The organism is Dyella kyungheensis (assembly GCF_016905005.1).
GTDB lineage: Bacteria > Pseudomonadota > Gammaproteobacteria > Xanthomonadales > Rhodanobacteraceae > Dyella > Dyella kyungheensis.
In genome coordinates, this window is sequence record NZ_JADIKC010000003.1 from 1,013,991 (window position 1) to 1,038,781 (window position 24,791).

17 protein-coding genes and 1 tRNA gene are annotated in these 24,791 nt (G+C 66.2%); 16 read left to right on the top strand and 2 right to left on the bottom strand.

What is annotated here, in order from left to right:
• Window positions 1-81: 81 nt before the first annotated feature.
• Window positions 82-1,047, bottom strand: a complete 966-nt coding sequence (trxB, locus tag ISP20_RS09305; protein WP_204635746.1) for a thioredoxin-disulfide reductase — start codon at window positions 1,045-1,047, stop codon at window positions 82-84.
• A 440-nt stretch (window positions 1,048-1,487) separates the two neighbouring features.
• Between trxB and ald the strand changes: the two genes are divergently transcribed.
• From ald to ISP20_RS09325, 4 genes are all read left to right on the top strand, one after another.
• On the top strand, window positions 1,488-2,552 hold the full coding sequence (ald, locus tag ISP20_RS09310; protein ID WP_204635747.1) for an alanine dehydrogenase: 1,065 nt from the start codon (window positions 1,488-1,490) through the stop codon (window positions 2,550-2,552).
• A 90-nt stretch (window positions 2,553-2,642) separates the two neighbouring features.
• Window positions 2,643-4,976: a DNA translocase FtsK 4TM domain-containing protein gene (locus tag ISP20_RS09315; RefSeq protein ID WP_204635748.1), complete on the top strand. Its 2,334-nt coding sequence runs from the start codon at window positions 2,643-2,645 to the stop codon at window positions 4,974-4,976.
• A gap of 244 nt (window positions 4,977-5,220) precedes the next feature.
• Window positions 5,221-5,880, top strand: a complete 660-nt coding sequence (gene lolA, locus ISP20_RS09320) for an outer membrane lipoprotein periplasmic chaperone LolA (RefSeq protein WP_204635749.1) — start codon at window positions 5,221-5,223, stop codon at window positions 5,878-5,880.
• A 7-nt stretch (window positions 5,881-5,887) separates the two neighbouring features.
• The gene (locus tag ISP20_RS09325) at window positions 5,888-6,550 is read left to right on the top strand and encodes a YoaK family protein (protein ID WP_204635750.1); all 663 of its coding nucleotides are present in this window, start codon (window positions 5,888-5,890) and stop codon (window positions 6,548-6,550) included.
• Window positions 6,551-6,554: 4 nt separating this feature from the next.
• On the opposite strand, the gene ISP20_RS09330 is transcribed toward ISP20_RS09325, so the two are convergent.
• Window positions 6,555-9,542 carry a ligand-binding sensor domain-containing diguanylate cyclase gene (locus ISP20_RS09330; RefSeq protein WP_239535457.1) on the bottom strand — a complete coding sequence of 996 codons (2,988 nt, stop codon included), beginning with the start codon at window positions 9,540-9,542 and terminating at the stop codon, window positions 6,555-6,557.
• 261 nt (window positions 9,543-9,803) lie between these two features.
• Between ISP20_RS09330 and ISP20_RS09335 the strand changes: the two genes are divergently transcribed.
• From ISP20_RS09335 to ISP20_RS09390, 12 genes are all read left to right on the top strand, one after another.
• Window positions 9,804-10,187 (top strand): hypothetical protein, encoded by a 384-nt coding sequence (locus ISP20_RS09335; protein WP_204635751.1) that lies wholly within the window; start codon window positions 9,804-9,806, stop codon window positions 10,185-10,187.
• Window positions 10,188-10,366: 179 nt separating this feature from the next.
• Window positions 10,367-11,512 carry a TolC family protein gene (locus ISP20_RS09340; RefSeq protein WP_239535459.1) on the top strand — a complete coding sequence of 382 codons (1,146 nt, stop codon included), beginning with the start codon at window positions 10,367-10,369 and terminating at the stop codon, window positions 11,510-11,512.
• Window positions 11,509-12,585 (top strand): efflux RND transporter periplasmic adaptor subunit, encoded by a 1,077-nt coding sequence (locus tag ISP20_RS09345; protein ID WP_204635753.1) that lies wholly within the window; start codon window positions 11,509-11,511, stop codon window positions 12,583-12,585. Before ISP20_RS09340 ends, ISP20_RS09345 begins: the two co-directional genes overlap by 4 nt.
• A complete protein-coding gene (locus ISP20_RS09350; RefSeq protein ID WP_204635754.1) occupies window positions 12,585-15,689 on the top strand; it encodes an efflux RND transporter permease subunit in 3,105 nt (1,034 codons plus the stop codon). The genes ISP20_RS09345 and ISP20_RS09350 overlap by 1 nt, the downstream gene beginning before the upstream one ends.
• A 96-nt stretch (window positions 15,690-15,785) precedes the next feature.
• Window positions 15,786-18,491: a DUF2339 domain-containing protein gene (locus ISP20_RS09355; protein ID WP_239535461.1), complete on the top strand. Its 2,706-nt coding sequence runs from the start codon at window positions 15,786-15,788 to the stop codon at window positions 18,489-18,491.
• Window positions 18,481-19,842: a DUF3999 family protein gene (locus ISP20_RS09360; protein ID WP_204635756.1), complete on the top strand. Its 1,362-nt coding sequence runs from the start codon at window positions 18,481-18,483 to the stop codon at window positions 19,840-19,842. The genes ISP20_RS09355 and ISP20_RS09360 overlap by 11 nt, the downstream gene beginning before the upstream one ends.
• A gap of 43 nt (window positions 19,843-19,885) precedes the next feature.
• Window positions 19,886-21,232, top strand: coding sequence for a replication-associated recombination protein A (locus tag ISP20_RS09365; RefSeq protein WP_460475249.1), 1,347 nt, complete (start codon window positions 19,886-19,888; stop codon window positions 21,230-21,232).
• Between the two features lie 29 nt (window positions 21,233-21,261).
• Window positions 21,262-21,891 (top strand): 2-hydroxychromene-2-carboxylate isomerase, encoded by a 630-nt coding sequence (locus ISP20_RS09370; protein ID WP_204635757.1) that lies wholly within the window; start codon window positions 21,262-21,264, stop codon window positions 21,889-21,891.
• 81 nt (window positions 21,892-21,972) lie between these two features.
• A complete protein-coding gene (locus ISP20_RS09375; protein ID WP_204635758.1) occupies window positions 21,973-22,551 on the top strand; it encodes a hypothetical protein in 579 nt (192 codons plus the stop codon).
• A 160-nt stretch (window positions 22,552-22,711) separates the two neighbouring features.
• The gene (gene serS, locus ISP20_RS09380) at window positions 22,712-23,992 is read left to right on the top strand and encodes a serine--tRNA ligase (protein WP_204635759.1); all 1,281 of its coding nucleotides are present in this window, start codon (window positions 22,712-22,714) and stop codon (window positions 23,990-23,992) included.
• Window positions 23,993-24,002: 10 nt separating this feature from the next.
• Entirely contained in the window at window positions 24,003-24,365 is a 363-nt protein-coding gene (locus ISP20_RS09385) for an LrgA (RefSeq protein ID WP_204635760.1), read from the top strand.
• A gap of 110 nt (window positions 24,366-24,475) precedes the next feature.
• Window positions 24,476-24,565 (top strand) — tRNA-Ser (locus tag ISP20_RS09390).
• Window positions 24,566-24,791: the final 226 nt, after the last annotated feature.

Below are 24,791 nucleotides of genomic sequence, written 5' to 3' on the forward strand. Positions count from 1 at the left end.
AGCGGCTGTGTATGGTTATCGCGACAACCTGTCACGCGGAGACTGGATTCCGGCCTGCGCCGGAATGACGATCAAGAGCGTTTAGCTCGCCGGACCCTGCTGATCCAGCCAACGCTCCGCATCCAGCGCCGCCATGCAACCAAAGCCCGCCGACGTCACCGCCTGGCGATACACATGGTCCGCCACGTCGCCCGCAGCGAACACGCCCTGCACGGACGTCATGGTGGCCATGCCACCCAGACCGCTGCGGATCTTGATGTAGCCGTCGTGCATGTCGAGCTGGCCGTCGAAGATGCCGGTGTTCGGCTGGTGACCAATGGCCACGAAGAAGCCGCTTACCGGAATCTCGCGGGTCGTGCCGGTGTTGATGTCCTTCACGCGCACGCCGTTGACGCCGGAGTTGTCGCCCAGCACTTCGTCCACGGTGTGGTTCCAGATCAATTCGATCTTGCCGGCCGCGGCCTTCTCGAACAGTTTGTCCTGCATGATCTTCTCGGCGCGCAGCTTGTCGCGGCGGTGCACCAGATAGACCTTGCTGGCGATGTTGGACAGGTACAGCGCCTCTTCCACGGCGGTATTGCCGCCGCCGATCACCGCCACTTCCTGTTCGCGGAAGAAGAAGCCGTCACAGGTGGCGCAGGCGGACACGCCGCGGCCCTTGTAGTGCTCTTCGCTGGCGATGCCCAGGTACTTGGCCGTGGCGCCGGTGGTGATGATCAGCGCGTCGCAGGTGTACTCGCCCGAGTCGCCCTTGAGGCGGAACGGGCGCTGCTTCAGGTCCACGCTGTGGATGTGGTCGAACACCATCTGTGTCTCGAAACGCTCGGCATGCTGCGCCATGCGCTGCATCAGTTCCGGACCCTGCACGCCCTTGTCGTCGCCCGGCCAGTTGTCCACCTCGGTGGTGGTCATCAGCTGGCCGCCCTGCTGCAGGCCGGTGATCATCATCGGCTTGAGGTTGGCGCGGGCAGCGTAGACGGCGGCGGTGTAACCGGCGGGACCGCTGCCCAGGATCAGCAGGCGGCTGTGCTTGGTGGGTGCGTTCATGCGTTCCTTCTGTCCGCCTTGCTCGGCGGCGATGTTCATGGAGGGTGGAGGGAGCAACCATGCTTGGGCGCATGGTCATCCGGCGATCGGCCCTATATGGGGGCTGTCAGCTGGTTTTCAGGGGGATGGGCTGTATCCCCTTGACTTTGCTGCACATGCGCAAAGGTGGTCTGCTCGTGCGGCGTCGCGGGAATGTGAAAACGGCCTGCCCATCTTGGTTATAATCCTTCGGGTTTGCTGGCGACTTGCATCAGTCATTCGCTCCATCACCTGCGGCGGTTTCCTACCCACCGGCAAGGCATGAACGGAGACGAGGCGTCCGAACCCGGAAGGATGGGGAAGACGCCAGGACGATTCAAGCACTGCCGGCCTTGAGGTTTGCCGGGCCGGGTGCGGCCTGGCGTCGTTGCCACTTAGCTTTCCCACAGGATCCACTCCCCATGCGTATTGGTATTCCCTCCGAAACCAAGACCCTCGAAGGTCGTGTTGCCCTCATTCCCGCCGCTGCTGCCGATCTGGTCCGCCGTGGCCACGAGGTGTTCATCCAGGCCGGCGCGGGCGAGAAGAGCGGCTTCTCCGACGAGGCCTATGCCAAGGTCGGCGTGAAGATCGCCGCCGACGCCGCCGCCCTGTACGAGGCGGGCGAGCTGATCGTGAAGGTGAAGGAGCCGGTTGCCGGCGACCTCGCCCTGCTCAAGAAGCACCACCTGCTGTTCTGCTACCTGCACCTGGCCGCCGAGCCGTCGCTGACCAAGAGCCTGCTGGACATCGGCCTGACCGGCGTGGCGTTCGAGTCGGTGGAAGAGAACGGCGGCCTGCCGCTGCTGCTGCCGATGTCGGTCATTGCCGGCCGCATCGCCACCCAGATCGGCACCACGCTGCTGCATCGTCCGCAGGGCGGCAAGGGCAAGCTGCTGGGCGGCATGGCCTCCACCCCGCGTGGCAAGGTCGTGGTGCTGGGCGCCGGCGCTGCCGGTGGCAACGCTGCCGCGCTGGCCGCCGCTGCCGGCGCCAACGTGGTGGTGTTCGACAAGCGCCAGGATCGCCTGGCCGAAATGATGGCCATGGGCCCGAACGTCACCGCGTTGTACGCCTATGAGTCGTCGGTGGCCGAAGAAGTGGCCTCGGCCGACCTGGTGGTCGGCGCCGTGCTGATCCCCAGCGCCAAGGCGCCGCGCGTGGTCACCGAAGAGATGGTCAAGACCATGGAGAAGGGCAGCGTGCTGGTGGATATCTCCATCGACCAGGGCGGCTGCTTCGAGACCTCGCGTCCGACCACCTGGAAGGAACCGACCTACGACGTGCACGGCGTGACCCACTTCTGCGTCACGAATATGCCGGGTGCCGTGCCGCAGACCTCGTCGGTGGCGATTTCTGCCGCTATCCTGCCGTATGTGCAGCGTCTGGCCGCTGGCAACGAATGGCGCCAGTTCGAACCGCTGCGCGGGGGCATCAACGTCGACGGTGGCGAGCTGGTTCATCCGGCGCTCAAGGGCATGATCTAAGGTCTTGCCTGCCGCTTCGGCGGGTGTTGTACCGTCCGGCCGCCCGTAAAGGCGGCCGGACTGACGCTTGAAGACAGGATAAGGACCACGGTGCCGCGTACCGCGAACGTCAAAAAAGACAAGCAAGAGCGCGAAGGCCTCAGTGAAGAGCTGAAGCGCCGCCTGCGCGAGGCCGGTGCACTGCTGCTGCTGCCGCTGGCGCTGTATCTCCTGGTCTGCCTGTTCAGCTACAACGACCAGGACCCCAGCTGGGGTCATGCCGGCACGGTCGAGCACGCGCGCAACTTCGGTGGCGAAGTGGGCGCGAACATCGCCAACGTGCTGCGCTATATCTTCGGATTGGTCTCCTACTGTTTTCCGCTGCTGCTGCTGTTCCTGGGCGTGCAGGTGCTGCGCCATCGCGGCGAGCGCACCGTGCAGCCGTGGGAGCCGTCGCTGCGCCTGATCGGTTCGGTGTTCTTCTTCATCACCGCGCCGGCACTGCTGTATCTCAATTTCAACGATGAGCCGATCCTGCCGCAGGGCGTGGGCGGCATCATCGGCATGTGGGTGGGCCGTGGCCTGCTGCAGGCGCTGGGCGACAAGGGCGCGCCGCTGCTGCTGCTGGCGATGTTCCTGATCGCGGTGACATTGGCCACGGGCCTGTCATGGTTCAAGGTGGCCGATCTCACCGGCCAGGGCGTGCTGAAGCTCGCCGGCTGGTTCGGCGGCAAGCTGCGCGAGGCGCCCGAAGTGCTGGCAGCGCGCCAGGCGCGCGCCGAGCGCGAGGTGGTCAAGAAGACCGAGGCCGTGAAGCAGGCCAAGCGCGAACCCGTACGCATCGAAACCGCGCCCGCGCCGGTGGTGAAGAGCGAGCGCGCCAAGCTGGAAACGCAGATTCCGCTGTTCACGGGTGCCTCCGCGCCGGGCGAACTGCCGCCGCTGTCGCTGCTCGACGAAGCACCGGAGCAGGGCCCGGGTTATTCGGAAGAAACGCTGGAAGTACTGTCGCGCCAGCTCGAGCTGAAGCTCAAGGATTTCCGCATCGAGGCCAAGGTGGTGGGCGTCTATCCGGGCCCAGTCATCACGCGCTTCGAACTGGAGCCAGCGGCCGGAGTGCGCGGTTCGCAGGTGTCGAGCCTGGACAAAGACATCGCGCGCGGCCTCTCGGTAGTCAGCGTGCGCGTGGTCGACGTGATCCCGGGCAAGAACGTGATCGGCCTGGAAATCCCCAACGCCAAGAAGCAGATCGTCTATCTCTCCGAGATCCTGCGCTCTGACAAGTACGACGCCATGAAGTCGCCGCTGGCGCTGGCGCTGGGCAAGGACATCGGCGGCCGTCCGGTGGTGGCCGACCTGGCCAAGATGCCGCATCTGCTGGTGGCCGGCACCACCGGCTCGGGCAAATCGGTGGCCGTGAACGCCATGGTGTTGAGCCTGCTGTACAAGGCTAGCGCCAAGGACGTGCGCATGATCATGATCGACCCGAAGATGCTGGAGCTCTCGGTCTACGAAGGCATTCCGCACCTGCTGGCGCCGGTCGTGACGGACATGAAGGAAGCGGCCAACGCACTGCGCTGGTGCGTGGCCGAGATGGAGCGCCGCTACAAGCTGATGGCTGCCGTGGGCGTGCGCAATCTGGCCGGCTTCAACAAGAAGGTGAAGGACGCCGAGAACGCGGGGCAGCCCTTGCTCGATCCGCTGTTCCGTCCGAACCCGGAGATGCCGAACCTCGCCGCGGAGCCGCTGGAGCCGCTGCCGTACATCGTGATCATCATCGACGAGTTCGCCGACATGATGATGATCGTCGGCAAGAAGGTCGAAGAACTGATCGCCCGCCTGGCGCAGAAGGCGCGTGCGGCCGGCGTGCACCTGGTGCTGGCCACGCAGCGTCCGTCGGTGGATGTGATCACCGGCCTGATCAAGGCCAATATCCCCACCCGCATCGCGTTCCAGGTGTCGAGCAAGATCGACTCGCGCACGATTCTCGACCAGTCCGGCGCCGAGGCGCTGCTCGGCCACGGCGACATGCTGCACCTGCCGCCCGGCACCGCCACGCCCGAGCGCGTGCACGGCGCGTTCGTGGACGATCATGAAGTGCATGGCGTGGTGAACTGGCTGAAGTCGCAGGGCGCGCCGCAGTACATCGAGGGCGTGCTGGAAGAAGTGCAGTCGATGGGCGACGGCAAGTTCATCAGCGACTCGGGTCTGCCGCAGGACGGCGAAGAGGGCGGCGGCGATGCCGAGGCGCAGCTCTACGATCGCGCCGTGCGCATCGTCACCGAGACGCGCCGCGCATCGATCTCCGGCGTGCAGCGCCATCTGCGCATCGGCTACAACCGTGCCGCCCGTTTGATCGAACAGATGGAGCAGGACGGCGTGGTGAGCGCACCCCAGCACAACGGCAACCGCGAAGTGCTGGCGCCCCCGCCGCCGAAGAATTGAAACGCCCGTCATTCCTGCTCTTTTTGATCGTCATTCCGGCGCAGGCCGGAATCCAGTAGCGATCAGGTCAGGTTTTCGCGAAAGTCTTCATGAAGGTTCTGGCGAAAACCTGCCGCACCGCACCTGGATTCCGGCCTGCGCCGGAATGACGGGCAGAAAAGCATCGCCTCGCCGTTAAGCTTTCGAACGCCACAATTCGCCCTGACTGCTTCACCGTCATCGCCGCCTCATCTTCAAGGCACCTATGAAACGCTTGCTCATTCTTACCGCTGCCGCCCTCGCGCTCTCCATTAGCAGCCTCGCCATGGCCGCCGGCCCGGCCCGCACCAAGCTCGACGCCTTCGCCAACGGCCTGCACTCGCTCACCGGCACGTTCTCGCAGACGCTGAAAGATGCGAACGGCAACAACGGCAAGCCGAGCAACGGCACGCTGGCGCTGCAGGCGCCGCGCCAGTTTCGCTGGGAAACGCTGGCGCCGTCCAAGCAGACCATCGTCGCCGACGGCAGCCGCGTGTGGCTGTACGACCCGGACCTCGAACAGGTCACCGTGCGCGTGCAGAGTTCCGAGGAATCGCATAGCCCGCTGACCGTGCTCACCGACGTGAAGCAGATGGACAAGGACTTCAACGTGGCCGAGCAGGGCGAGCACGACGGCCTGAGCTGGCTGCGCCTCACCTCCAAGGCCAAGGACCCGCAGTTCGACTACGCCGACCTGGGCTTCGACGCGAATGGCCTGGCGCGCATGCTGTTCCGCGACCAGCTGGGCGCCGTCACGGACATCCGTTTTTCGGGCTGGCAGCGCAACGTGCCGATCCCGCCGGACACCTTCAACTTCGTGCCGCCGCAGGGCGCCGATGTGATTGGCGACCTGCCGGTGATCCAGACCCAGCCGATCAAGAATTGATCGCGCCATGCTGCGCCAGCTCCCGCGCTGGGCATGGGTGGGCGGCGGCCTGCTCGCGCTCGGTGCGGGCTGCATCAACGTGGTGGGCTATCTGTGTTTCCGCCACCAGCCGATCACCCATCTCACCGGCACCAGCACGGAGTTCGGTCTGGCGCTGGCGCGCGGCGATGCAGGCGAGATAGCGCATTGGGGATTGGTGATCGTGGCGTTCCTGCTGGGCGCCATGCTCAGCGGATTCATCGTGCAACAGGGCGCACTGCGGCTGGGACGGCGCTACGGCGTGGTGTTGATGCTGGAGTCCGCGCTGCTGTTCGCCGCCACACCCTTGATCCATGACGGTCGCGATCTCGGCTTGTATCTGGCCTCGGCGGCGTGCGGACTGCAGAACGCCATGGTGAGCACCTATAGCGGCGCCACGGTGCGCACCACGCACCTCTCGGGCATCTTCACCGATCTGGGCATCTATCTCGGCCATCGATTGCGCGGCCTCGAGGTCGACTCGCTGCGCATCAACATCTGCCTGCTGGTGGCGAGTCATTTCATTGCGGGCGCCACGCTTGGTGCGCTCGGCTTCCTGCTCTGGCAGGAGCGGGTGCTGCTCGTGCCGGCTACCCTCACTGGCGCGGTTGGCCTGGGCTATGCCATCTACAGGCATCGGCACTTCGACTGACGCGTTATTGGGCAGCGACGACTTTATTGCGCCCGCCATGCTTGGCTTCGTAAAGCGCGCCATCGGCCCGCGACAGCCATTGCGATAGCGTCTCACCCGCGTGATAGGCGGCCACGCCGACGCTCACGGTGACGGCGATCGGTTGGCCGTCGTAGACCAGCGGCTGTTCGGCGACGGCGCTGCGGATGCGTTCGGCCACCACCATGCCTTGCTCCAGCGTGTTGTGGGGCAGGCCGGCCACCAGTTCCTCGCCGCCGTAGCGGCCGACGCAATCGGATTCGCGGCATTGCTGCTGCATGATCTGGCTGACGTGGCGGATCACCGCGTCGCCGGCGAGATGGCCGTAGGTGTCGTTGATGCGCTTGAACCGGTCCAGGTCGAGCAGCGCGATACAGGCTTGGCCATCGCTGCTTTGCGCGCGCATCTCCTCCACCAGTTCCAACAGGCGGCGACGGTTGCACGCACCAGTGAGTACGTCGGTATTGGCGAGTTCATCCAACCGCTTGTTGGCCACCACCAGGTCGCGCGTGCGCAGCTCGATCTGGTGCTGCAGCTGTTTGGCCTGGCGCCGCAGGTACATCGTGCGCAGCTGGATCACGCCGAAGATCGCCGCCAGCAGCAACAGGCCGGCCACCACCATCGCCGCCACGGTTTCGTACCAGCGCGGCTCGGCGCTCACGTCGACGGTGGACTCGATCTGGCGTGGCTGCATGCCGTGCGTCTGCGCGCGCAGGCGCAGCTTGTAATCGCCATGCGGCAGATTGGTATAGATGGCCGTGGGCAGGCCGCCGCGCGGGATCTCGATCCAGCCCTCGTCGAAACCTTCCATGCGGTAGCTGTAGCTGGTCTCGTTGGGCGCTTCGTAGTCGAGCAGGGCGAAGTCCACGCGCAGGCTGCGGTTGCGCGAGTTGATCTTCATCGACTCGCCCGCGCGCGGCAGTTGGCCGTAGGGCAGCGGCGTGCCGTTGACGGCGGCGAAGGTGATCGCCAGCGATGCATCGTTCTGCTCGGGCGGCTGCCATTCCGGGCGCACCACGGTCAGGCCGCCCAGTCCGCCGAACAGCAATTCGCCGCCCGGTGCGCGTGCCGCCGCCGCATAGATGTAACTGGAGATGCGCAGGCCGTCGCGCACGCCCAGGTTGTGCACGGCATGCGTGTTGGCGTCGATCATCGACAGGCCGTTGGACAGGCTCACCCAGGGATTGCCCTCATCGTCCGGCTGGACCGCATTGATGTTCTCGCTGGGCAGGCCGTTGGCCGTGCCCAGGGTGGCGAAGCGATACGGCTCGCCGACGCTGCGCGGCTGCAGCATGGCCAGTCCGCCATAGGTGCCGATCCACAGCGTGCCCTGCGGGTCCATCGCGATGGAGCTGGCCAGGTTGTTCGGCAGGCTGGTGCTGTCGCCGGGGCGATTGAGCAGGTTCTCGAAGCCCTTGTTCTGCGTCGTGCTGGTGGCGATGCTGATGCCGCGCCCGGTGACGTACCAGAGGTCGGCGCCGATGTGCGCGATGCGTCGTACCGTGTCGCTGGCCAGGCTGCTGGGGTCGTTGGCGTCGTGGCTGAAGTGCGAGAGTGCATGCGTCTTCGTGTCGTACCGATAGACGCCGTCGTAGGTGGCGATCAGCAGTCGCTGGCCGTCAGGCAGCAGGTGCAGGACCGGCTTGTCCTCCAGTTCGGGAATCGCCGAACCGGCGATCGCGAAACTGTTCGGATCGATTCGCGCCACGCCCTGCGTGCCCACCCACAGGCTGCCGTCGGGCATCTCGGCAAAGGCCTGCACATCGCGCCGCGTCTGCACGCCACCCAGTTGCAGATGGCGAATGCTGCCGGCGGCCAGGTCGATCACGTCGATGCGGCCGGAACTCATGCCCAGCCAGATGCGTTGATGGCTGTCGACGAAGATGCCGCGCACATTGGTATTCGCCAGCGAGCGGTTGTCGCTGGTCGAGGGCAACAGGGCAAATGCCTTGCGCGCATTCGGGTCGTAGCGCGCCACGCCGAGGTCGGTGGCCACCCATACGTTGCCGGTGCTGTCCTGGAGCAGTCCACGCACGGAATCGCCGGGCAGCGAGGAAGGCATCGCCGTGTCGTGGGTGATCGCGTGCAGCTTGCCGCTGGCGACGTCGTAGGACAGCACGCCGCCGCCATCGGTGCCCATCCACAGCGTGTCGCCCGCCAGTTGCACGAACGAGCGCACGGTAGGACGGCGCGAGCGATCGGCCTGATAACCGCTGAAGCCGGGAATGGCGTGCCAATGGCCCGCTTCGTCGCGATAGACCGCGCCCGACTGCGTGCTGCCCGCCCACAGGCGTCCCTGGCGATCTTCCAGCAATGCCCAGATGCCGTCGTTGAGCACGACGTCGATGCCGCTGCCGTCGGCGGGATGGTCGGGGTGGGTGAACTTGCTTTCGCCGTTGCGTCGAACGAACAGGCCGTTGTTGTTGCCGATCCACAGGTTGCCTTCGCGATCCTGCATCAGGCTGAAACTGCGCGCCGACATGCCTTCGCCCAGGGGTACCGAGGTGATGCGGTTGCTGCGCAGATCCAGATAATCGACGCCGCGTTCGGTGGCGATCCAGACGCCGCGATTGCCATCGGGCGACAGCGCGTAGATTTTCCGGTCGCTGGTGCCGCCCTTGCCCACGGGGTAGGTGCGGAACGCGTTGTTGAGCGGATTGAAACGCGTGAGGCCGCCGGCATTGGTGCCCACCAGCAGGCTGCCGTCGGGCAGGGTGAGCAGGCAGCGGACATAGGCGTCCGGAATATCGGTCTTGCTGCCGCTGTTGCCGGTGAACACCTGCATGCGGTAGCCGTCGTAACGCACCAGCCCCGAGAGCGTGCCGATCCAGATCAGCCCGCGCTTGTCCTGCTCGACGGTGGTGGTGATCGAATGCGGCAGGCCGTCGCTGACTCCCAGGCGATCGAACCAGGGGATGTCGAACGGCGCCCAGGGATCGCTCTCGCGCGCCGTGCCGAGCGACGGCAGGATCAACAGGCAGAGCAGGGCGAATACGCACCAGACGGCGCTGCGTCGCGCAGCAGCGGCGACCGACCGTGACCCATTCCCCCAGACGTCCCGCCTGCTTGCTCGTCCCGGCCCTTGCGCCACGTGCCGACTCCGCCCCGTCGTATGCGCCCATCATAGCGATGCGTGAGGGGGATTTTCCGCACGACGTGGGCGCCGACTGTCATAGACCAGGCGGCCAGCGGATGAAATTGTCTAACAGGCAGCCTGCCCACTAGCATCCCGGGGATGTCATCGTCCGCCATGCCACTGCTCAAGCGCCTGCGCCGCCATCGCGGCCTGTGGGTGCTGGTGATGGCCGTGTTGCTGATCAAACTGGTCAGCGGTTCGGTCTGCGTGGCCGATGGCGGTGAGCGGGACGGCTTTTCCGGGCGCGCCTCCGTGGCCGCCGCGGCGACCATGCAGGCCACCCCGCAGGTCCCGTCGGACGATGGCGCCTGCCTCCTCGGCGAAGGCGGCTCCTGCCATTGCGCCTGCGCCCATGCCGCGACCTTGCCGGTGTCGCTGGTGCTGGCCGTGGGCAACCCCGGCATGCCCCTGGTTATTCCCTCTGCCGATGCGGGCCACGTCCCCGCCGTGACGGCGTCCCTGTTGCGCCCACCCATCGCCTGACCGCGACCGCACTGCTGCGCCCCTCCGGGGTGCATTCGTCGTGATCGTTGTCAGGAGATACATCCATGTCCGTTTTACGTGCAGCCCTTGTCGGGGCTGCCTGTGTGTTTTATGTCGCTCGAGCCTTGGCGTCGCCCGTCGAAGGCGAGGCGCCGGTCACCGCGCCCCTCCGAAACGCGATGCAGCGCGTATGGGAGGCGAGTCCCGAGGTACAGGCCGCCCGTGCCGATGTCGAAGCAGCGAATGCGCGGCTGCGTGCGGCTTCGCAACCCGTCTACAACCCCTCGCTGTCGCTCGAAGCCGAGAACGCGGACGTCGACCGTCGCACCGCCGGGCTGTCGCTGCCGCTCGATCTGTCCGGCAAGCGGCGCGCGCGGACCTCTCAGGCCGAGGCTGAGCAGCGCAGTCGCGAAGCGTCGTATGAACTGTTGCGCCGTGACATTGCCTCGCGCTGGCTGAAGGCTTGGTCGAGCGCGGCACTCGCGGCCCGCCAGCGCGAACTGGGCGAGCATCGGGTGAGCCTGATGCGCCGTTTCGATGCGTTGGCCGCCGAACGCCTCGCCGTAGGCGACATCAGCAGTCCGGAGCGCGACCTCGCGGGCCTGGCCCTGGGCGAGGCGCAGATCCAGCAGGCCTCGCTGGCGGGCAACGAAGCGATGGCGCGGGCCGCGCTCGAAGCGATCGCAGGCGACGCGGTGACGCCGCCACCATTGCCCGCGGGACTGCCGCCCGCCTCGGCCAGCATCGTGCCGGCCGCGCTCGACGAGCAGCCGGAGCTGGTCAAGCTGCGGGCCGACGAGGCGGGGGCGCAGGCAGGCATTGCGGTGGCGCGCGCGGCACGTCTGCCTGACCCAACAGTCAGCCTGACCGGTGGCCGGGTGAATACGGGCGCCCGGACCGATCAGGTCATCGGCGTCAGCGTGTCCATGCCGTTGCCGGTGCTCAACAGCGGTCGCGCGGAAATCGATGCCGCCATCGCCGAAGCCGGTGCGGCGGCCGCCACGTTGCGCGCCCGGCAACTGGTGACTCGCGCCTCGCTTCGCGAAACGCAGTCGCGCTACGACGCGTTGCTTGCTGCGGGGAATGCGTTCCGTGCCGGGCGTGCCGCCGCGTTCGAGGATCGCGCCGCCTTGCTCGAAAAACTCTGGCGAGCCGGCGAAATCAGCACCTCCGACTATCTCGTGCAGCTCAAGCAAAACCTCGACACGGCGCTGTCTGCCCTCGCGCTCGAAAGCCAGGCCTGGCAGGCCTGGCTCGACTATCTCGCCGCCGCCGGTCGCCTCACCGACTGGCTCGATGGCCGCACCCAGGAGGCTTCCCCATGACACGGATCTTTCAACGCGCTTCGTGCGCGCTCATGTTGTCGTTGGCCGCAAGTGCATCCTTCGCACAGCAGGCCCCGCTGACGCTGGACGCCCGCGCCATGCAGGACGCGGGCATCGTGGTTTCCAAACTCGCCACGCGCGAACTGGCCGAAGAGATCAAGGCGCCCGGCGAAGTCAAAGTGGACGCCTATTCGACCGTGCTGGTATCGCCGCGCATCGAATCGATGGTGTTGTCGCGCAAGGTGAAGCTGGGCGACGTGGTGAAGGCCGGGCAACCGCTGGTGATGTTGTCCAGCGTGCAGGTGGCCGAAACGCAGGGCGCGCTGATCGTGGCCGAGCAGGATTGGCGTCGCGTCTCCGCGCTGGGCTCGCAAGCCGTGTCCGGGCGCCGCTACACGGAAGTGCAGGTGCAGCGCGACCAGGCGCGTGCGCGGCTGCGTGCCTATGGCTTGTCGGACGGGCAGATCCAGGGCGTATTGCGTGCCGGTTCCGCAGGCGCGGACGGTAGCTATGCGCTGCTCGCGCCTACCGATGGACGCATCACCAGCGATGCGTTCCTGGTGGGCGAGCGCGTCGATGCGGGACGCACCTTGTTCACCCTGGTGAAGGAGGACTCGGTCTGGGTCGAAGCACAACTGCCGCCGTTCGATGCGGGGCGCGTCAAGCCGGATGCGGCGGCGCGCGTGCTTGTCCACGAGCAGAGCCTGCCCGCCAAAGTCGTGCAGCGTTCCCATCAGACCGATGAAAAGACCCGCACCGTGGCGGTGCGCATGGCGGTGGACAACCGTCGCGACCTGTTGCACCCAGGCGAACTGGTCGACGCGCGCATCGCGGTGGGCGGACGCAGCGCGCTCGCCGTGCCGGTCGAAGCGGTGGTGCTGTTGCAGAACCAGTCCACCGTGTTCGTCGCCACGGGCAGCGGTGCGTTCGAACCGGTGGCCGTGCAACTGGGCGATACCCGCGATGGCTGGGTGGAGATACGCGAGGGCCTCAAGCCCGGCGCCTCGTACGTCAGCAAGGGCGCGTTTGCGCTCAAGGCGCGCTTGCTGCGCTCGCAACTGGGAGAAGACTGATGCTCTCGCGTCTGGTCGAACTCTCCCTGCGCTACAAGCTGCTGGTGTTGATCGCCTTCGCGGTGATCGGCGTGCTGGGCTATCAAGCGCTGCGCAAGCTGCCCATCGACGCGTTTCCCGACGTCACGCCCGTGCAGGTCAACGTCTACACCGAAGCGCCGGGCCTTGCCGCCGAAGACGTGGAATCGCTGCTCACCACGCCCGTCGAATCCGCGCTGGCCGGCCTGCCAAACGTCGAAGAGGTGCGCTCGGTCAGCCTGTTCGGCTTGTCCTATGTCTCGGTGTATTTCAGCGACGACATGGACATCTACTTCGCACGCCAGCTGGTCAACGAACGCTTGCAGCAGGTGGGCGACCGTTTGCCCGCGGGCTACGGCAAGCCCGAAATGGGACCCAACACCTCCGGCCTTGGCCAGGTGTTCTGGTACACCGTGGAACGCGCGGACGAAACACTCAAAGGTGCCCCCAGCGACAGCGACCTGCGCACGCTGCAGGACTGGACCATCCGCCTGATGCTGCGCACGGCGCCCGGCGTCGACGACGTGACCTCGTGGGGCGGACAGCAGAAGCAGTATCAGGTGCGCATCGATCCGATGAAGCTGATCGCCCATGGCCTCGGCTTCAAGGACGTGATCGAGGCATTGCAGGCAAACAATGCGCAGGTCGGCGGCAACTTTGTCGATATCGGGCGCGAGCAGTATCTGGTGCGTGGGCTGGGTCTTGTGCAGAGCGCCCGCGACATCGGCCAGATCGTGCTCAGGACCGAGGACGGCACGCCGGTCTACGTGCGCGACGTGGCCACCGTGGAAGAAGCCGGCGCGCCGCGCACCGGCGCCGTGACGCGCGATGGCAAGGAAGTGGTGATGGGCCAGGCGCTGTCGCGCATCGGCGAAAACGCCAAGAGCGTGGTGGATGCGGTCAAGGGCAAGCTCGGCACCGTGCAGCAGGCCTTGCCCGATGGCGTGGTGATCAAACCCGTTTACGAGCGCACCGACCTGGTCAACAAGGCGGTGGGCACGGCGGTGCGCGCGCTGGTGGAAGGTTCGATCCTGGTGGCCATCGTGCTGTTCCTGTTCCTTGGCGAATGGCGCAGTGCGCTGGTGGTGGTCGTCACCTTGCCGCTGGCCATGCTGATCGCCTTCATCTGCATGGAGCAGGCCGGTTTGTCGGCCAACCTGATGTCGCTGGCGGGACTGGCCATCGGTATCGGCATGATGGTGGACGGCGCGGTGGTGATGGTGGAGAACGCCTTCCGCATCATGGCCGAACGCAAGGCGCAGGGTGAGCCGGTGGACCGCAGTGCCGCCGTGCTGGCGGCGGCGAGGGAAGTGGCAAGCCCCATCGCATTCGCTATCGTGATCATCATCGTGGTGTTCCTGCCGCTGTTCAGTCTGCAGGGCCTGGAAGGCAAGATGTTCAAGCCGATGGCCTTCAACATCAGCTTCGCCATGGCGGGTTCGCTGATCCTCGCCTTGACGCTGGTGCCCGTGCTCGCCGCGCTTGCGCTCAAGCCCAAGCACGAACGCGATACGCGCCTGGTGAGCTTCCTGAAGACGCGCTACGGCGTCGTGCTGGCGTGGGCATTGCGGCGGCGACGCTGGGTGCTTGGTGTGGCGGGCGCTGCATTGCTGGGCAGCCTTGCGTTGTTTCCTTTCCTCGGCAAGGAATTCATGCCGAACCTGAAGGAGGGCGCGATCATGTGGCGCATCACCTCCATTCCGTCGGCCTCGCTGGAGGAATCGATCGATCTCTCGCGACAGGTCGCCACGCGCATCAAGGCCTCGTTTCCCGAAGTGGAAACCACGCTGGCGATGATCGGCCGCGCCGAAAAGGGCGAGACCGCCGACGTGAACTACATGGAGGTGTACACGCCGCTCAAACCACGCGAGCAGTGGCGCAAGGGCCGGACGCTGGAGAGCATCGAGACGGACATGCAGCGCGAACTTTCCGCCGTGCTGCCCACGGCCGTGGTGAGTTACACGCAGCCGATCCAGATGCGCATCGAAGAGTTGATCTCCGGCGTGCGCGCCACCCTGGCATTGAAACTCTATGGCGACGATCTGGGTGAGTTGGATCGTCTAAGCGCACAGATCAAGAACACGCTAAGCCAGGTGCCCGGCGTGGCTGACCTTGCCCTGGAGCCGAACATGGGCAAGCCGCAGATACGCGTCCGGGTAGATCGCGAGGCACTCGCGCGCTACGGCCTCAACGCGGGCGACGTGCTCACGGTGGTACGCAACGGCATCGGCGGCGAACCGGTGAGTACGCTGATCGACGGCGTGAAGCGCTTCGACATCGCCGTGCGCCTGAACGACAGCGACAAGCGTTCCCTGCAGGCGATCCAGCGCATTCCGATCCAGGCGCCGGGCGGTGCGCTGGTGCAACTGTCGCAGGTGGCCGAGGTCACCGAGGCGGAGGGTTACTCCTTCATCCGGCGCGAACAGCTGCAACGCTATGCGGTGATCCAGATGGACGTACGCGGTCGCGATATCGACGGCTTCGTGCAGGAGGCGAACGCCAAGCTGGCGCAACAAGTGAAGCTGCCGACCGGCTATTACACGGAGTGGGGCGGTGCCTTCGAGAACCAGCAGCGTGCGTTGAAGCGTCTGGCCTTGATCGTGCCCGCCACGATCTTCTTCATCTTCGTGCTGCTCTACACCGCGTTCAATTCGATGAAATACGCCGCGTTGATCCTCGCCAACGTGCCGTTCGCCACCATCGGTGGCATCGTGGCGTTGGCGATCACCGGGCAGTATCTGTCGGTGCCCTCGGCGATCGGTTTCATCGCGGTGTTCGGCGTGGCGATGTTGAACGGCATCGTGCTGGTGAGTTTTCTCAACGAGCAGCGGGCCAGGGGCATGGGTGTGCGCGAGGCGGTGCTTCGCGGCACGGCGCTGCGTCTGCGTCCCGTGCTGATGACCGCCAGCGTGGCGATCCTGGGCCTGGTGCCGATGCTGCTTTCCAGCGGCGTCGGCGCTGAAACGCAGCGGCCGCTGGCGACCGTGGTGGTGGGCGGCTTGCTTACCTCGACGCTGCTGACCTTGCTGCTGTTGCCCGTGCTGTACGACTGGATGGAGCAGCGGGCGGAAGCACGCCGCCGCTAGGATTGCTCCGAACGCCAAGGGGTGACACGGCGGCTTGCGGGCCGTCCGTGTCACACTGGCGCCATGACACACCGGCGCAGCTGGAGAAGGATGGTCATGGTTTTTCTATGGATAGTGATTGGCGCCGTATTGGGCGCACTGGCGTCGTCCGGTGGCCTGGCCGGCACCTTGGGCGGTGCGGCCTTGGGCTTGCTGTGGAGCAGGCAGGTGGATCTGTCGCGTGAGCTGAAGGCCCTGCGTGCGCAGCTGGCCCAGGCCGCGCCGACGCCACCCGCCAATGCGGAATATCGGTGGACGAGTGCGCACGAGCCGAGCGAGACGCCTCGTGAGGCTGCGCCGCCGGTTGCGCCCGTCGCTGCCGCGCCAGCCCCTGTTCCCATCGAGGCGACGGCGCCTTCCTTACCGAAACCCGCTGCCTGGCCTGCCGCCGAGACCCCGCCGCGTATGCCAGCGCAGCCCTCGGTGTTTGACCGCCTCGCCAAACGCGTGTGGAGCTGGTTCACCGAAGGCAACGTGCCGGTGAAGATCGGCATGCTGGTGTTGTTTGCCGGCGTGGCTGCCTTGCTCAAGTACGCGGCGGATGCCGGCATGCTGCGCGTACCGATCGGCCTGCGTGTGGCGATGGTGGCGTTGGCCGCGCTGGCCGGCCTGGCCTTCGGCTGGCGCCAGCGCGACAAGCAGCGTGTCTTCGCCTTGTCCCTGCAGGGCGGCGCCATCGGCGTGCTGCTGATGACGGTGTTCGCTGCGTTCCGTCTTTACGACTTGCTGCCAGCCACCGCTGCATTCGTTTTGCTGGTGGTGTTGGTGGCTGGTGTCGGCGTGCTTGCGGTGATGCAGGATGCGCTGGCGTTGGCCGTGCTCGGCCTGCTCGCCGGTTTCGCGGCGCCGATCCTGGTCTCCACCGGCACCGGCAGCCACGTGGCGCTGTTCGGTTACTACGCGGTGCTCAACGTCGCCATCCTGGGCATTGCGTGGAAGCGCTCGTGGCGCGTGCTCAACCTGCTGGGTTTCATCGCCACGTTTGCCGTCGGTACGGCGTGGGGCGTGCTGAGCTACCAACCTGCGCTGTTCGCCAGTACCGAGCCGTTCCTGATCTTGAACTTCCTGTTCTACCTGATCATTCCCTGGCTGCATGTGGTGCGTGCGCCGGTGGATCGGCGACTGGTGATCGACGGCTGCCTGATGTTCGGCAATCCGTTGATCAGCCTGCTGCTGCAGGGCGCGCTGTTGCGCTGGGATGGCAAGGCGCTGGCGATTTCCACGCTGGTGGCAGCAGCGATCTATCTGGGCGTTGCCTACGTTTCGCGTCGCCAGCCGGCCATGCGACTGCTGCGCGATACCTGGGCCGTGCTGGCAGTGGCGTTGGCCACGCTGACCGTGCCGCTGGCGCTGCGTGCGGACGTGACCGGCAGCATCTTCGCGCTCGAAGGCGCCGGCCTGATCTGGCTGGGCTTGCGCCAGCGGCGTTGGCTGGCCACCTGGAGCGGCGTGGCGCTGCAGTTTTTCGCCGCATGCGCGTTGTTGATCAACGAGTCCATGCATGGCGCTTATGGCGCGTGGCCGGTGCTCAACCGGCATTGCATCAGTGCGTTGATGATCGTGATCGCCGGCTTCGTCAGCAGCGGTCTGTTTTCGCGAGGGAGTGCGGGACGCGTGCTGTATCGCGTGGTCTCGGTGGCGCTGTTTGCCTGGGCGATGCTCTGGTGGCTGGCGGCGAGTGCGCAGGAGATCGCGCATTTCGTGCCGGATACGAACCTGTTCGCGGCCTGGTTTGCCTGGCTGGCATTCACGGCATGGGGTGTGGCGGAAGCGACTCGTTACCGTTCCACGCCCGAGCTGGGCGCCGCGTTGCTGTGGACCCCGGTGGCTTTCATGACCGCCATGCTCGTGTTGATCCTGTTTGCCGGCAGCTATCACCAGCAACCGTGGCGAGGCTGGAATCTGCTCGCAGTGTTGTTCGCCGCGGGCCTGGGCTGGCGCACGTTGCAGAACCTGCGCGATACCGCCTGGGCCGGCGCCGCAGCGCAGGGACTGTGGCTGTGGCGATGGGTGCTGCTGGCGGCGGTTGGGATCGCGGTGTCGCTGGATCGCCTGCGCTGGCTGTCCGACAGCTGGACCGGCCTGTTGAGTTTCGCACCGTTGCTGATCGCGTTCGCGGTGGCGCACGCGCGGCCTCGTCTGTTCGCGGCGCCGATGCAGCAGACCATGTCGCTGTGGCTACCCCCGCTGAAGTATTCGCTGCTGGCGGTGCTGGGGCTGGCCGGTTTCGCAGCCTTGTTCCTTGCCGGCGACGCGGCGCCCTTGCGTTACATACCGCTGCTCAATCCGCTGGAGCTGTTGCTGCTGTTGATCGCCCTGGCTTATGCGGCGTGGCTGGCCGAGCCATCGCTGCCTGCACTGTTGCAACGCAGTCGCGGTCCCGTGCTTGGCGGCATCGTGCTGGCACTCGCCACCAGCATCACCTTGCGTGCGGTCCATCAACTGGGTGGCGTGCCGTGGGGCGACGAGCTGATCGATTCCAGCGTCGCGCAGATGTCGCTCACCGTGGTGTGGAGCGTGCTGGGCCTGTTTGCCTGGGTGTGGGGATCGAAGCACGGCCATCGCCTGTTCTGGCTGGCCGGCGCAATCCTGATGGGCGTGGTACTGGCCAAGTTGATCCTGCTCGACCGTCGTCAGCTGGGCAATTTGTTCGGCATCGGTTCGTTCATTGCCTTTGGCTTGTTGTGCAGTGTCATTGGATACCTGGCGCCGGCTCCGCCGCGCCGTTCATCGTCTATGGAGGAGACCGGGCATGCGCCTTGACGTTCGCTGGATTGCGCTTGCCGTGATGTTGCCCGTGGCTGCGGCGCGGGCCGACAACGCGGCGGATTACGCGTACGCGTTTGCACTCGATACGAAAACCGCCGGCGAGGCCTATCGCGTGGTGTTGACGCCGGAGGTCTACGCCTCGGTCAAGCCGGGTGCGGACCTGCGCGACCTGATCGTGGTGAATGCGTTGGGCCGGCCCGTGCCGTTCGCACCGCTGCCGCCGTCGCCGCCGACCAGTCACCCGTTCGAGGCATCAGCGCGGCTGCTTCCCTTGCCGGTGTCCGCCGCGTCGGCCGACAGCGTGAAGGTGGAACGCAACACCGATGGCGGCATCGTGATCAGCCAGACCGATCGCGCCGCTGCCGTGCAGCGTCCGGATGCATGGCTGCTCGATGCAGGCCGCGCGATGAACCTGGATCAGCTGGCGCTCGATCCCGCATCGCTGAGCGAGGATTTCCAGCTTCGCGTGATGGTGGAAGGCAGCAACGACCTGCGCCAGTGGAGCCTGCTGGCCTCCGACCTCAGCCTGACTCGCGTGCATGGCGAAGAGGATCAGGTCGAACAATTGAACGCCGACGTCTCAAGCAACGACCCGTATCGCTATTACCGCGTGCGGCTGTCCGATGGCCAGGTCGACTGGAGCGCCGGCCACGCGCCCATCGCGCGGCTGACCGGCGGCTACACCGACGCGGCCGCCGAACACGCCTCGCAGCTGCAATGGCTGGTGGCCAAGGAGAGCGGGCAGGGCGCCGCGGACTACGACTATGAATTGCCGGCCGCGCTGCCGGTGGAATCGGTGACGGTCGCGTTGCCGGCCGCCAACAACGCCGCTCGCGTGCATGTATTGGCGCAGGGCGCGGATGCGTCGACCTGGACGGAAGCGGCGACGCTCGACCTGGTTCGCGCGGGCGGCAAGAGCGGCGAGGCCACGGCCGCCATCGGCGTCCGCACCATCAAGCATCTCCGCGTGCACAGCGACACGCCACTGGCGGGTGCACCCACGCTGCGCGCCGGCTGGATTCCGCCGCAGTACGTCTTCCTTGCCGAAGGCAGCGCGCCGTACCGATTGCTCGCCGGCAGCTATGCCGCACGCCGCGGCGACTATCCGGTGGACGAGGCCTTGAGCCGCTTGCGCAGCCAGCACGACGAGACCTGGCTGCCGCCCGTGGCGCAGTTGGGACCGCGTGTGGACGAGGCGGGCCCGTCGGCACTGGACGCGCCCAAGGTGCCCTACGACTGGACCAAGCCCTTGCTGTGGGTGGTGCTGGCGCTGGGTGCGCTGGTGGTGGCCGGCATGGCCTTCAGCCTGCTGCGCCAGGGGCGCGAGGGCGATCGGAAACCCTGAGGTGGCCGGGGGCATGCGGCCCCCGCCGGCCTGATGTCCTATCATGCCCGGCATGTCACGCAGCGATATGTTCGACGCGCCGGGCCTGTTTGCAGAGCCCGACGATCTCAAACCCCTGGCCGAACGCATGCGGCCGCGCACCCTGGATGAAATCGTGGGCCAGCAGCGTGTGCTGGCTCCCGGCAAGGCCTTGCGCCGCGCGCTGGAAGCCGGCCGCGTGCACTCGATGATCCTGTGGGGACCGCCCGGTTGCGGCAAGACCACCCTGGCCTTGCTGGTGGCGCGCTATGCCGATGCGGATTTCCGTGCCATTTCAGCCGTGATGTCGGGCCTGCCCGATGTGCGCAAGGCGTTGGCCGAGGCCGAGGTGAAGTTTGCCCAGGGTCGTCGCACGGTGTTGTTCGTGGACGAGGTGCATCGCTTCAACAAGGCGCAGCAGGATGCGTTCCTGCCGCATATCGAGCGCGGCGTGATCATCTTCGTCGGCGCCACCACCGAAAACCCCTCGTTCGAACTCAACTCCGCGTTGCTGTCGCGTTGCCGCGTGCACGTGCTGGAATCGGTCACGATCGACGACATCGTGATGGCGCTCAAGCGCGCGCTGGACGACAACGAGCGCGGCCTCGGCAGCATGCAGCTGGATGTCGCCGACGAATCGCTCCGGCTGATCGCCCAGGCCGCCGATGGCGACGTGCGCCGCGCGCTCACGCTGCTGGAAATCGCCTCCGAACTGGCCGAAGACCATCGCATCGACGACACCACGCTGACCCAGGTGCTGGCCGACCGCACGCGCCGCTTCGACAAGGGCGGCGAGCAGTTCTACGACCAGATCTCGGCGCTGCACAAATCCGTGCGCTCCTCCGATCCGGATGCCGCCGTGTATTGGTTGACGCGCATGCTCGACGGCGGCGTCGATCCGCTTTACCTCGCACGCCGCATGACGCGCATGGCGGTGGAAGACGTCGGCCTGGCCGAACCACGCGCCTGGCGCATGGCACTGGATGCATGGGATACCTACGAGCGCCTGGGCAGCCCCGAAGGCGAACTGGGTCTCGCGCAACTGGCCATCTGGCTCGCCATCGCGCCCAAGAGCAATGCCGCCTACAAGGCGTACAACGCGGCGCGCGCGGTGGTGCAGCAAACCGGCACGCTCGACGTGCCCATGCATCTGCGCAACGCCCCCACCAAGTTGATGAAGGGGCTGGGCTACGGGCAGGGCTATCAGTACGACCACGACAGCGACGGCGGCATCGCGCTCGACCAGCAATGCCTGCCCGATGCGCTGGACGGCACCGTGTTCTACGAACCGGTCGAGCGCGGCCTGGAACTGCAACTGCGCGAAAAACTGCTGAGCCTGCGCGAAGCACGACGCAAGGCGCGCGGCGAGTGAGTGCTCACCACACGACTGAGGGAACAGGTATGTCCATAGTCTGGTATTTCGATTTCATCTCGCCGTACGCCTGGCTGCAATGGCCGAAGCTGAAGCTGCTGGCCGCATCCCGCCCAGTCACGCTGCGACCGATTCTGTTCGCCGGCGTGCTGGACCGGATCGGCCAGAAAGGCCCCGCCGAGATACCCGGCAAACGCGAATTCATTTATCGCCATGTGCTGTGGCGCGCGCGCCAGCAAGGCCAGCCACTGCGGTTTCCGCCGGCGCATCCGTTCAATCCGCTGGCGGCGCTGCGACTATGCATTGCCTGCGGCAGCACGGTGGAAGCGACGGATGCGATCTTCGATTGGATCTGGGCGCAGGGCAACCTGGGCGATAGCATCGAAGCGCTGGCGCCGGTGGCGGCGCGCCTGGGCATCGCCGATCCGGCTGCCGCCATCAGCGATCCCGCGGTGAAGGCGCAATTGCGCGCCAACTTCGATGCGAGCATGGCCGATGGTGTGTTCGGCGTGCCCACGCTGTCGCTGGATGGCCGTCTATTCTGGGGTGGCGATGCGCATGACTTCGCGCTGGCCTATCTGGACGACCCCTCGCTATGGGACGAGCCGGAGATGCGTCGCCTCGGCGAACTGCCAGTCACTGCAAGCCGCATCGGCTGACCGTTGCTGCGCAAGACCTTGCGGCACCCCGGGCGGCGGGCATAGATTCGCGCCACCGTAGGTATCGAGGGAGAGCGAGCCATGCGAGTACTGGTAGCAGCACTGATGGGCGGCATCGTGATGTTCATCTGGGGCGCCGTGGCACATATGGCGCTGGGGCTGGGCGATGTCGGCATGCGGCAACCCGTGGCCGAAGACGCCGTACTGGGCAGCTTGCGCCCGGGCCTGGGCGAGCAAGCCGGCGTGTTCGTGCTTCCCTCGGTCGACCCGGCCAAGATGCACGACAAGACCGTGATGGACGCCTATTCGACCAAGGCCAAGGCGTCGCCGTATGCCCTGGTGGTCTATATGCCGCAGGGCGATGACCTGTCCGACATGAGCGGAACACTGCCACGGCAATGGGCGTCCGATACCTTGTCGGCGCTCGCACTGGCCTTCCTGATGGGCCTGGCCGCCTTCAGCTTCATGACGCGCCTCAGCATCGCCCTGGCCGCCGCCGTGTTCGCCTGGCTGAGCACCCTGGTGCCGTACTGGAACTGGTACCGCTTCCCCACCAACTTCACCCTGGCCGCCCTGATCGAACAGGTGATCGGCTGGCTGCTGGCCGGCGCGGTGATGGCCTGGTGGCTGGGCAGGGGCGAGCAGCGGTCGCGGTTGTAGACCGCGGCAAGCCCAGTCGCGCACGCTAGCTCGTCATCCCGGCGCACGCCGGGATGACGAGCAAAAAAGCAGGCTCTGTGCCACGGCCGACCCCAACATTGCCCCCCACCACGCCCCCCAGCGATAATCCAAGATTCCAAGCCCCACCTCTGGATTGATCATGCTGGACCCCGCACTGCTGCGTTCGCGACTGGCCGAAACCGCCGCGCGCCTCAAGGAAACCCGTGGCTACGAACTCGACGTGGCCGCCATCGAGGCGCTGGAGAGCGAGCGCAAGCAGCTGTCCACCGAGACGCAGGAGCTGCAGAACCTGCGCAACACGCGCTCCAAGGCGATTGGCCAGGCCAAGGCCAAGGGCGAAGACGTCGCCCCGCTGATGGCCGAAGTCGCCGGCATCGGCGACAAGCTCAAGGCCAACGAACACGCCTTGTCGGACGTGCAGGCCAAGCTGGCCGATGTCGCGCTGGGCATCCCCAATATCCCGCATGAGTCCGTGCCGCTGGGCAGCGACGAAACCCAGAACGCCGAACAGCTGCGCTGGGGCACGCCGCGCACGTTCGATTTCCCGGTGAAGGATCACGTCGACCTCGGTGCCCGCCACGGCTGGCTCGATGCCGATGCCGGCGCCAAGCTGTCCGGCGCGCGCTTCACTGTGCTGCGCGGCCAGCTGGCCCATCTGCATCGCGCACTCGCGCAGTTCATGCTCGACCTGCAGACCGGCGAGCACGGCTACCTCGAATGCAGTGTGCCGTTGATCGTTAACGCCGATGCCATGAAGGGCACCGGCCAGCTGCCGAAGTTCGAGGAAGACCTGTTCTCCACCGAGGTCAACGAAACCAAGCGCTACCTGATTCCCACCGCCGAAGTGGCGCTGACCAACCTCGTCGCCGACAGCATCGTCGAAGCCGACGCACTGCCCATGCGCCTCACCGCGCACAGCATGTGCTTCCGCGCCGAAGCGGGCAGCTACGGCCGCGACACGCGCGGCATGATTCGCCAGCACCAGTTCGAGAAAGTCGAAATGGTGCAGATCGCCACACCCGAGCAATCGCACGCGCAGCTCGAAGAAATGGTCGGCCACGCGGAGAAAGTGCTGCAGCTGCTGCAGCTGCCGTACCGCAAGGTGCTGCTGTGCACCGGCGACATGGGCTTCTCGGCGATCAAGACCTACGACCTGGAAGTGTGGCTGCCCAGCCAGAACACCTACCGCGAAATTTCCTCGTGCTCCAACTGCGGCGACTTCCAGGCCCGCCGCATGCAGGCCCGCTGGCGCAACCCGACCACCGGCAAGCCCGAACTGGTGCACACGCTCAACGGCTCCGGCCTGGCCGTGGGCCGCACCCTGGTCGCCGTGATGGAGAACTACCAGAACGCCGACGGCTCCATCACCGTGCCCGACGCGCTCCGCCCGTACCTGCGCAACCTCCCGCAGATCGCCTGAGGCCACCGGCATGAGCACCCAGCGCTGGGACAAAGTGGAACTCGCCGCCAGCTACACCTTGCTGGTGATCCTGGCCACCGAGCTGCTCACCCGCCTCGGCCTGGTCACCATGTTCCCCATGGCCACCGTGGACTTCGTGCTCAGCGCCATCGCCACCGTACTGGTGGTGGGCTCCTTCTGGTTCGCCCGCCACAGCCGCCGCCTCCGCTTCGCCATCATCGCCTTCGCCTCCGCGACCCAGCTGGTGCCCATGGTGATCCGCCAACCGATCCTGCTACTCCCACTGCTGGGGGCGGCCATTCCGGTCGCCATCATGCTGTGGGCGATGATTGCCTTGTCGAAAAAAGGGCAGGGAGCGGCACCGCATTCCTGATAGGATTGCAAGCTCGTCATTCCGGCGAACGCCGGAATCCAGCGCCCCAGTGGCAACAAGGGCCTGAAGCTACATCGCTCTAACGGAGTCCCCGTCAGCAGCAACAATCAGGAGAGATGGCCGAGCGGTTTAAGGCAGCAGTCTTGAAAACTGCCGTAGGTGTGAGCCTACCGTGGGTTCGAATCCCACTCTCTCCGCCAGAAATGAAAACGCCCCCGCATGGGGCGTTTTCATTTCTGATGGACAGACTGGGTGAGAACCCACCCGGGTTCGACAAATTTGTCAGGAACAAATTTGGACAGCCGCAGGCTGGCCCTGGAGCGCAAAGCGCGGAAGGGTTGGGTGCATGGATGCACCCAACAATCCCACCCTCAGTCTCGCAATGGCCAACAAGCGCTTTCAATTTTCTGAAGCCCCTTGTCCCAA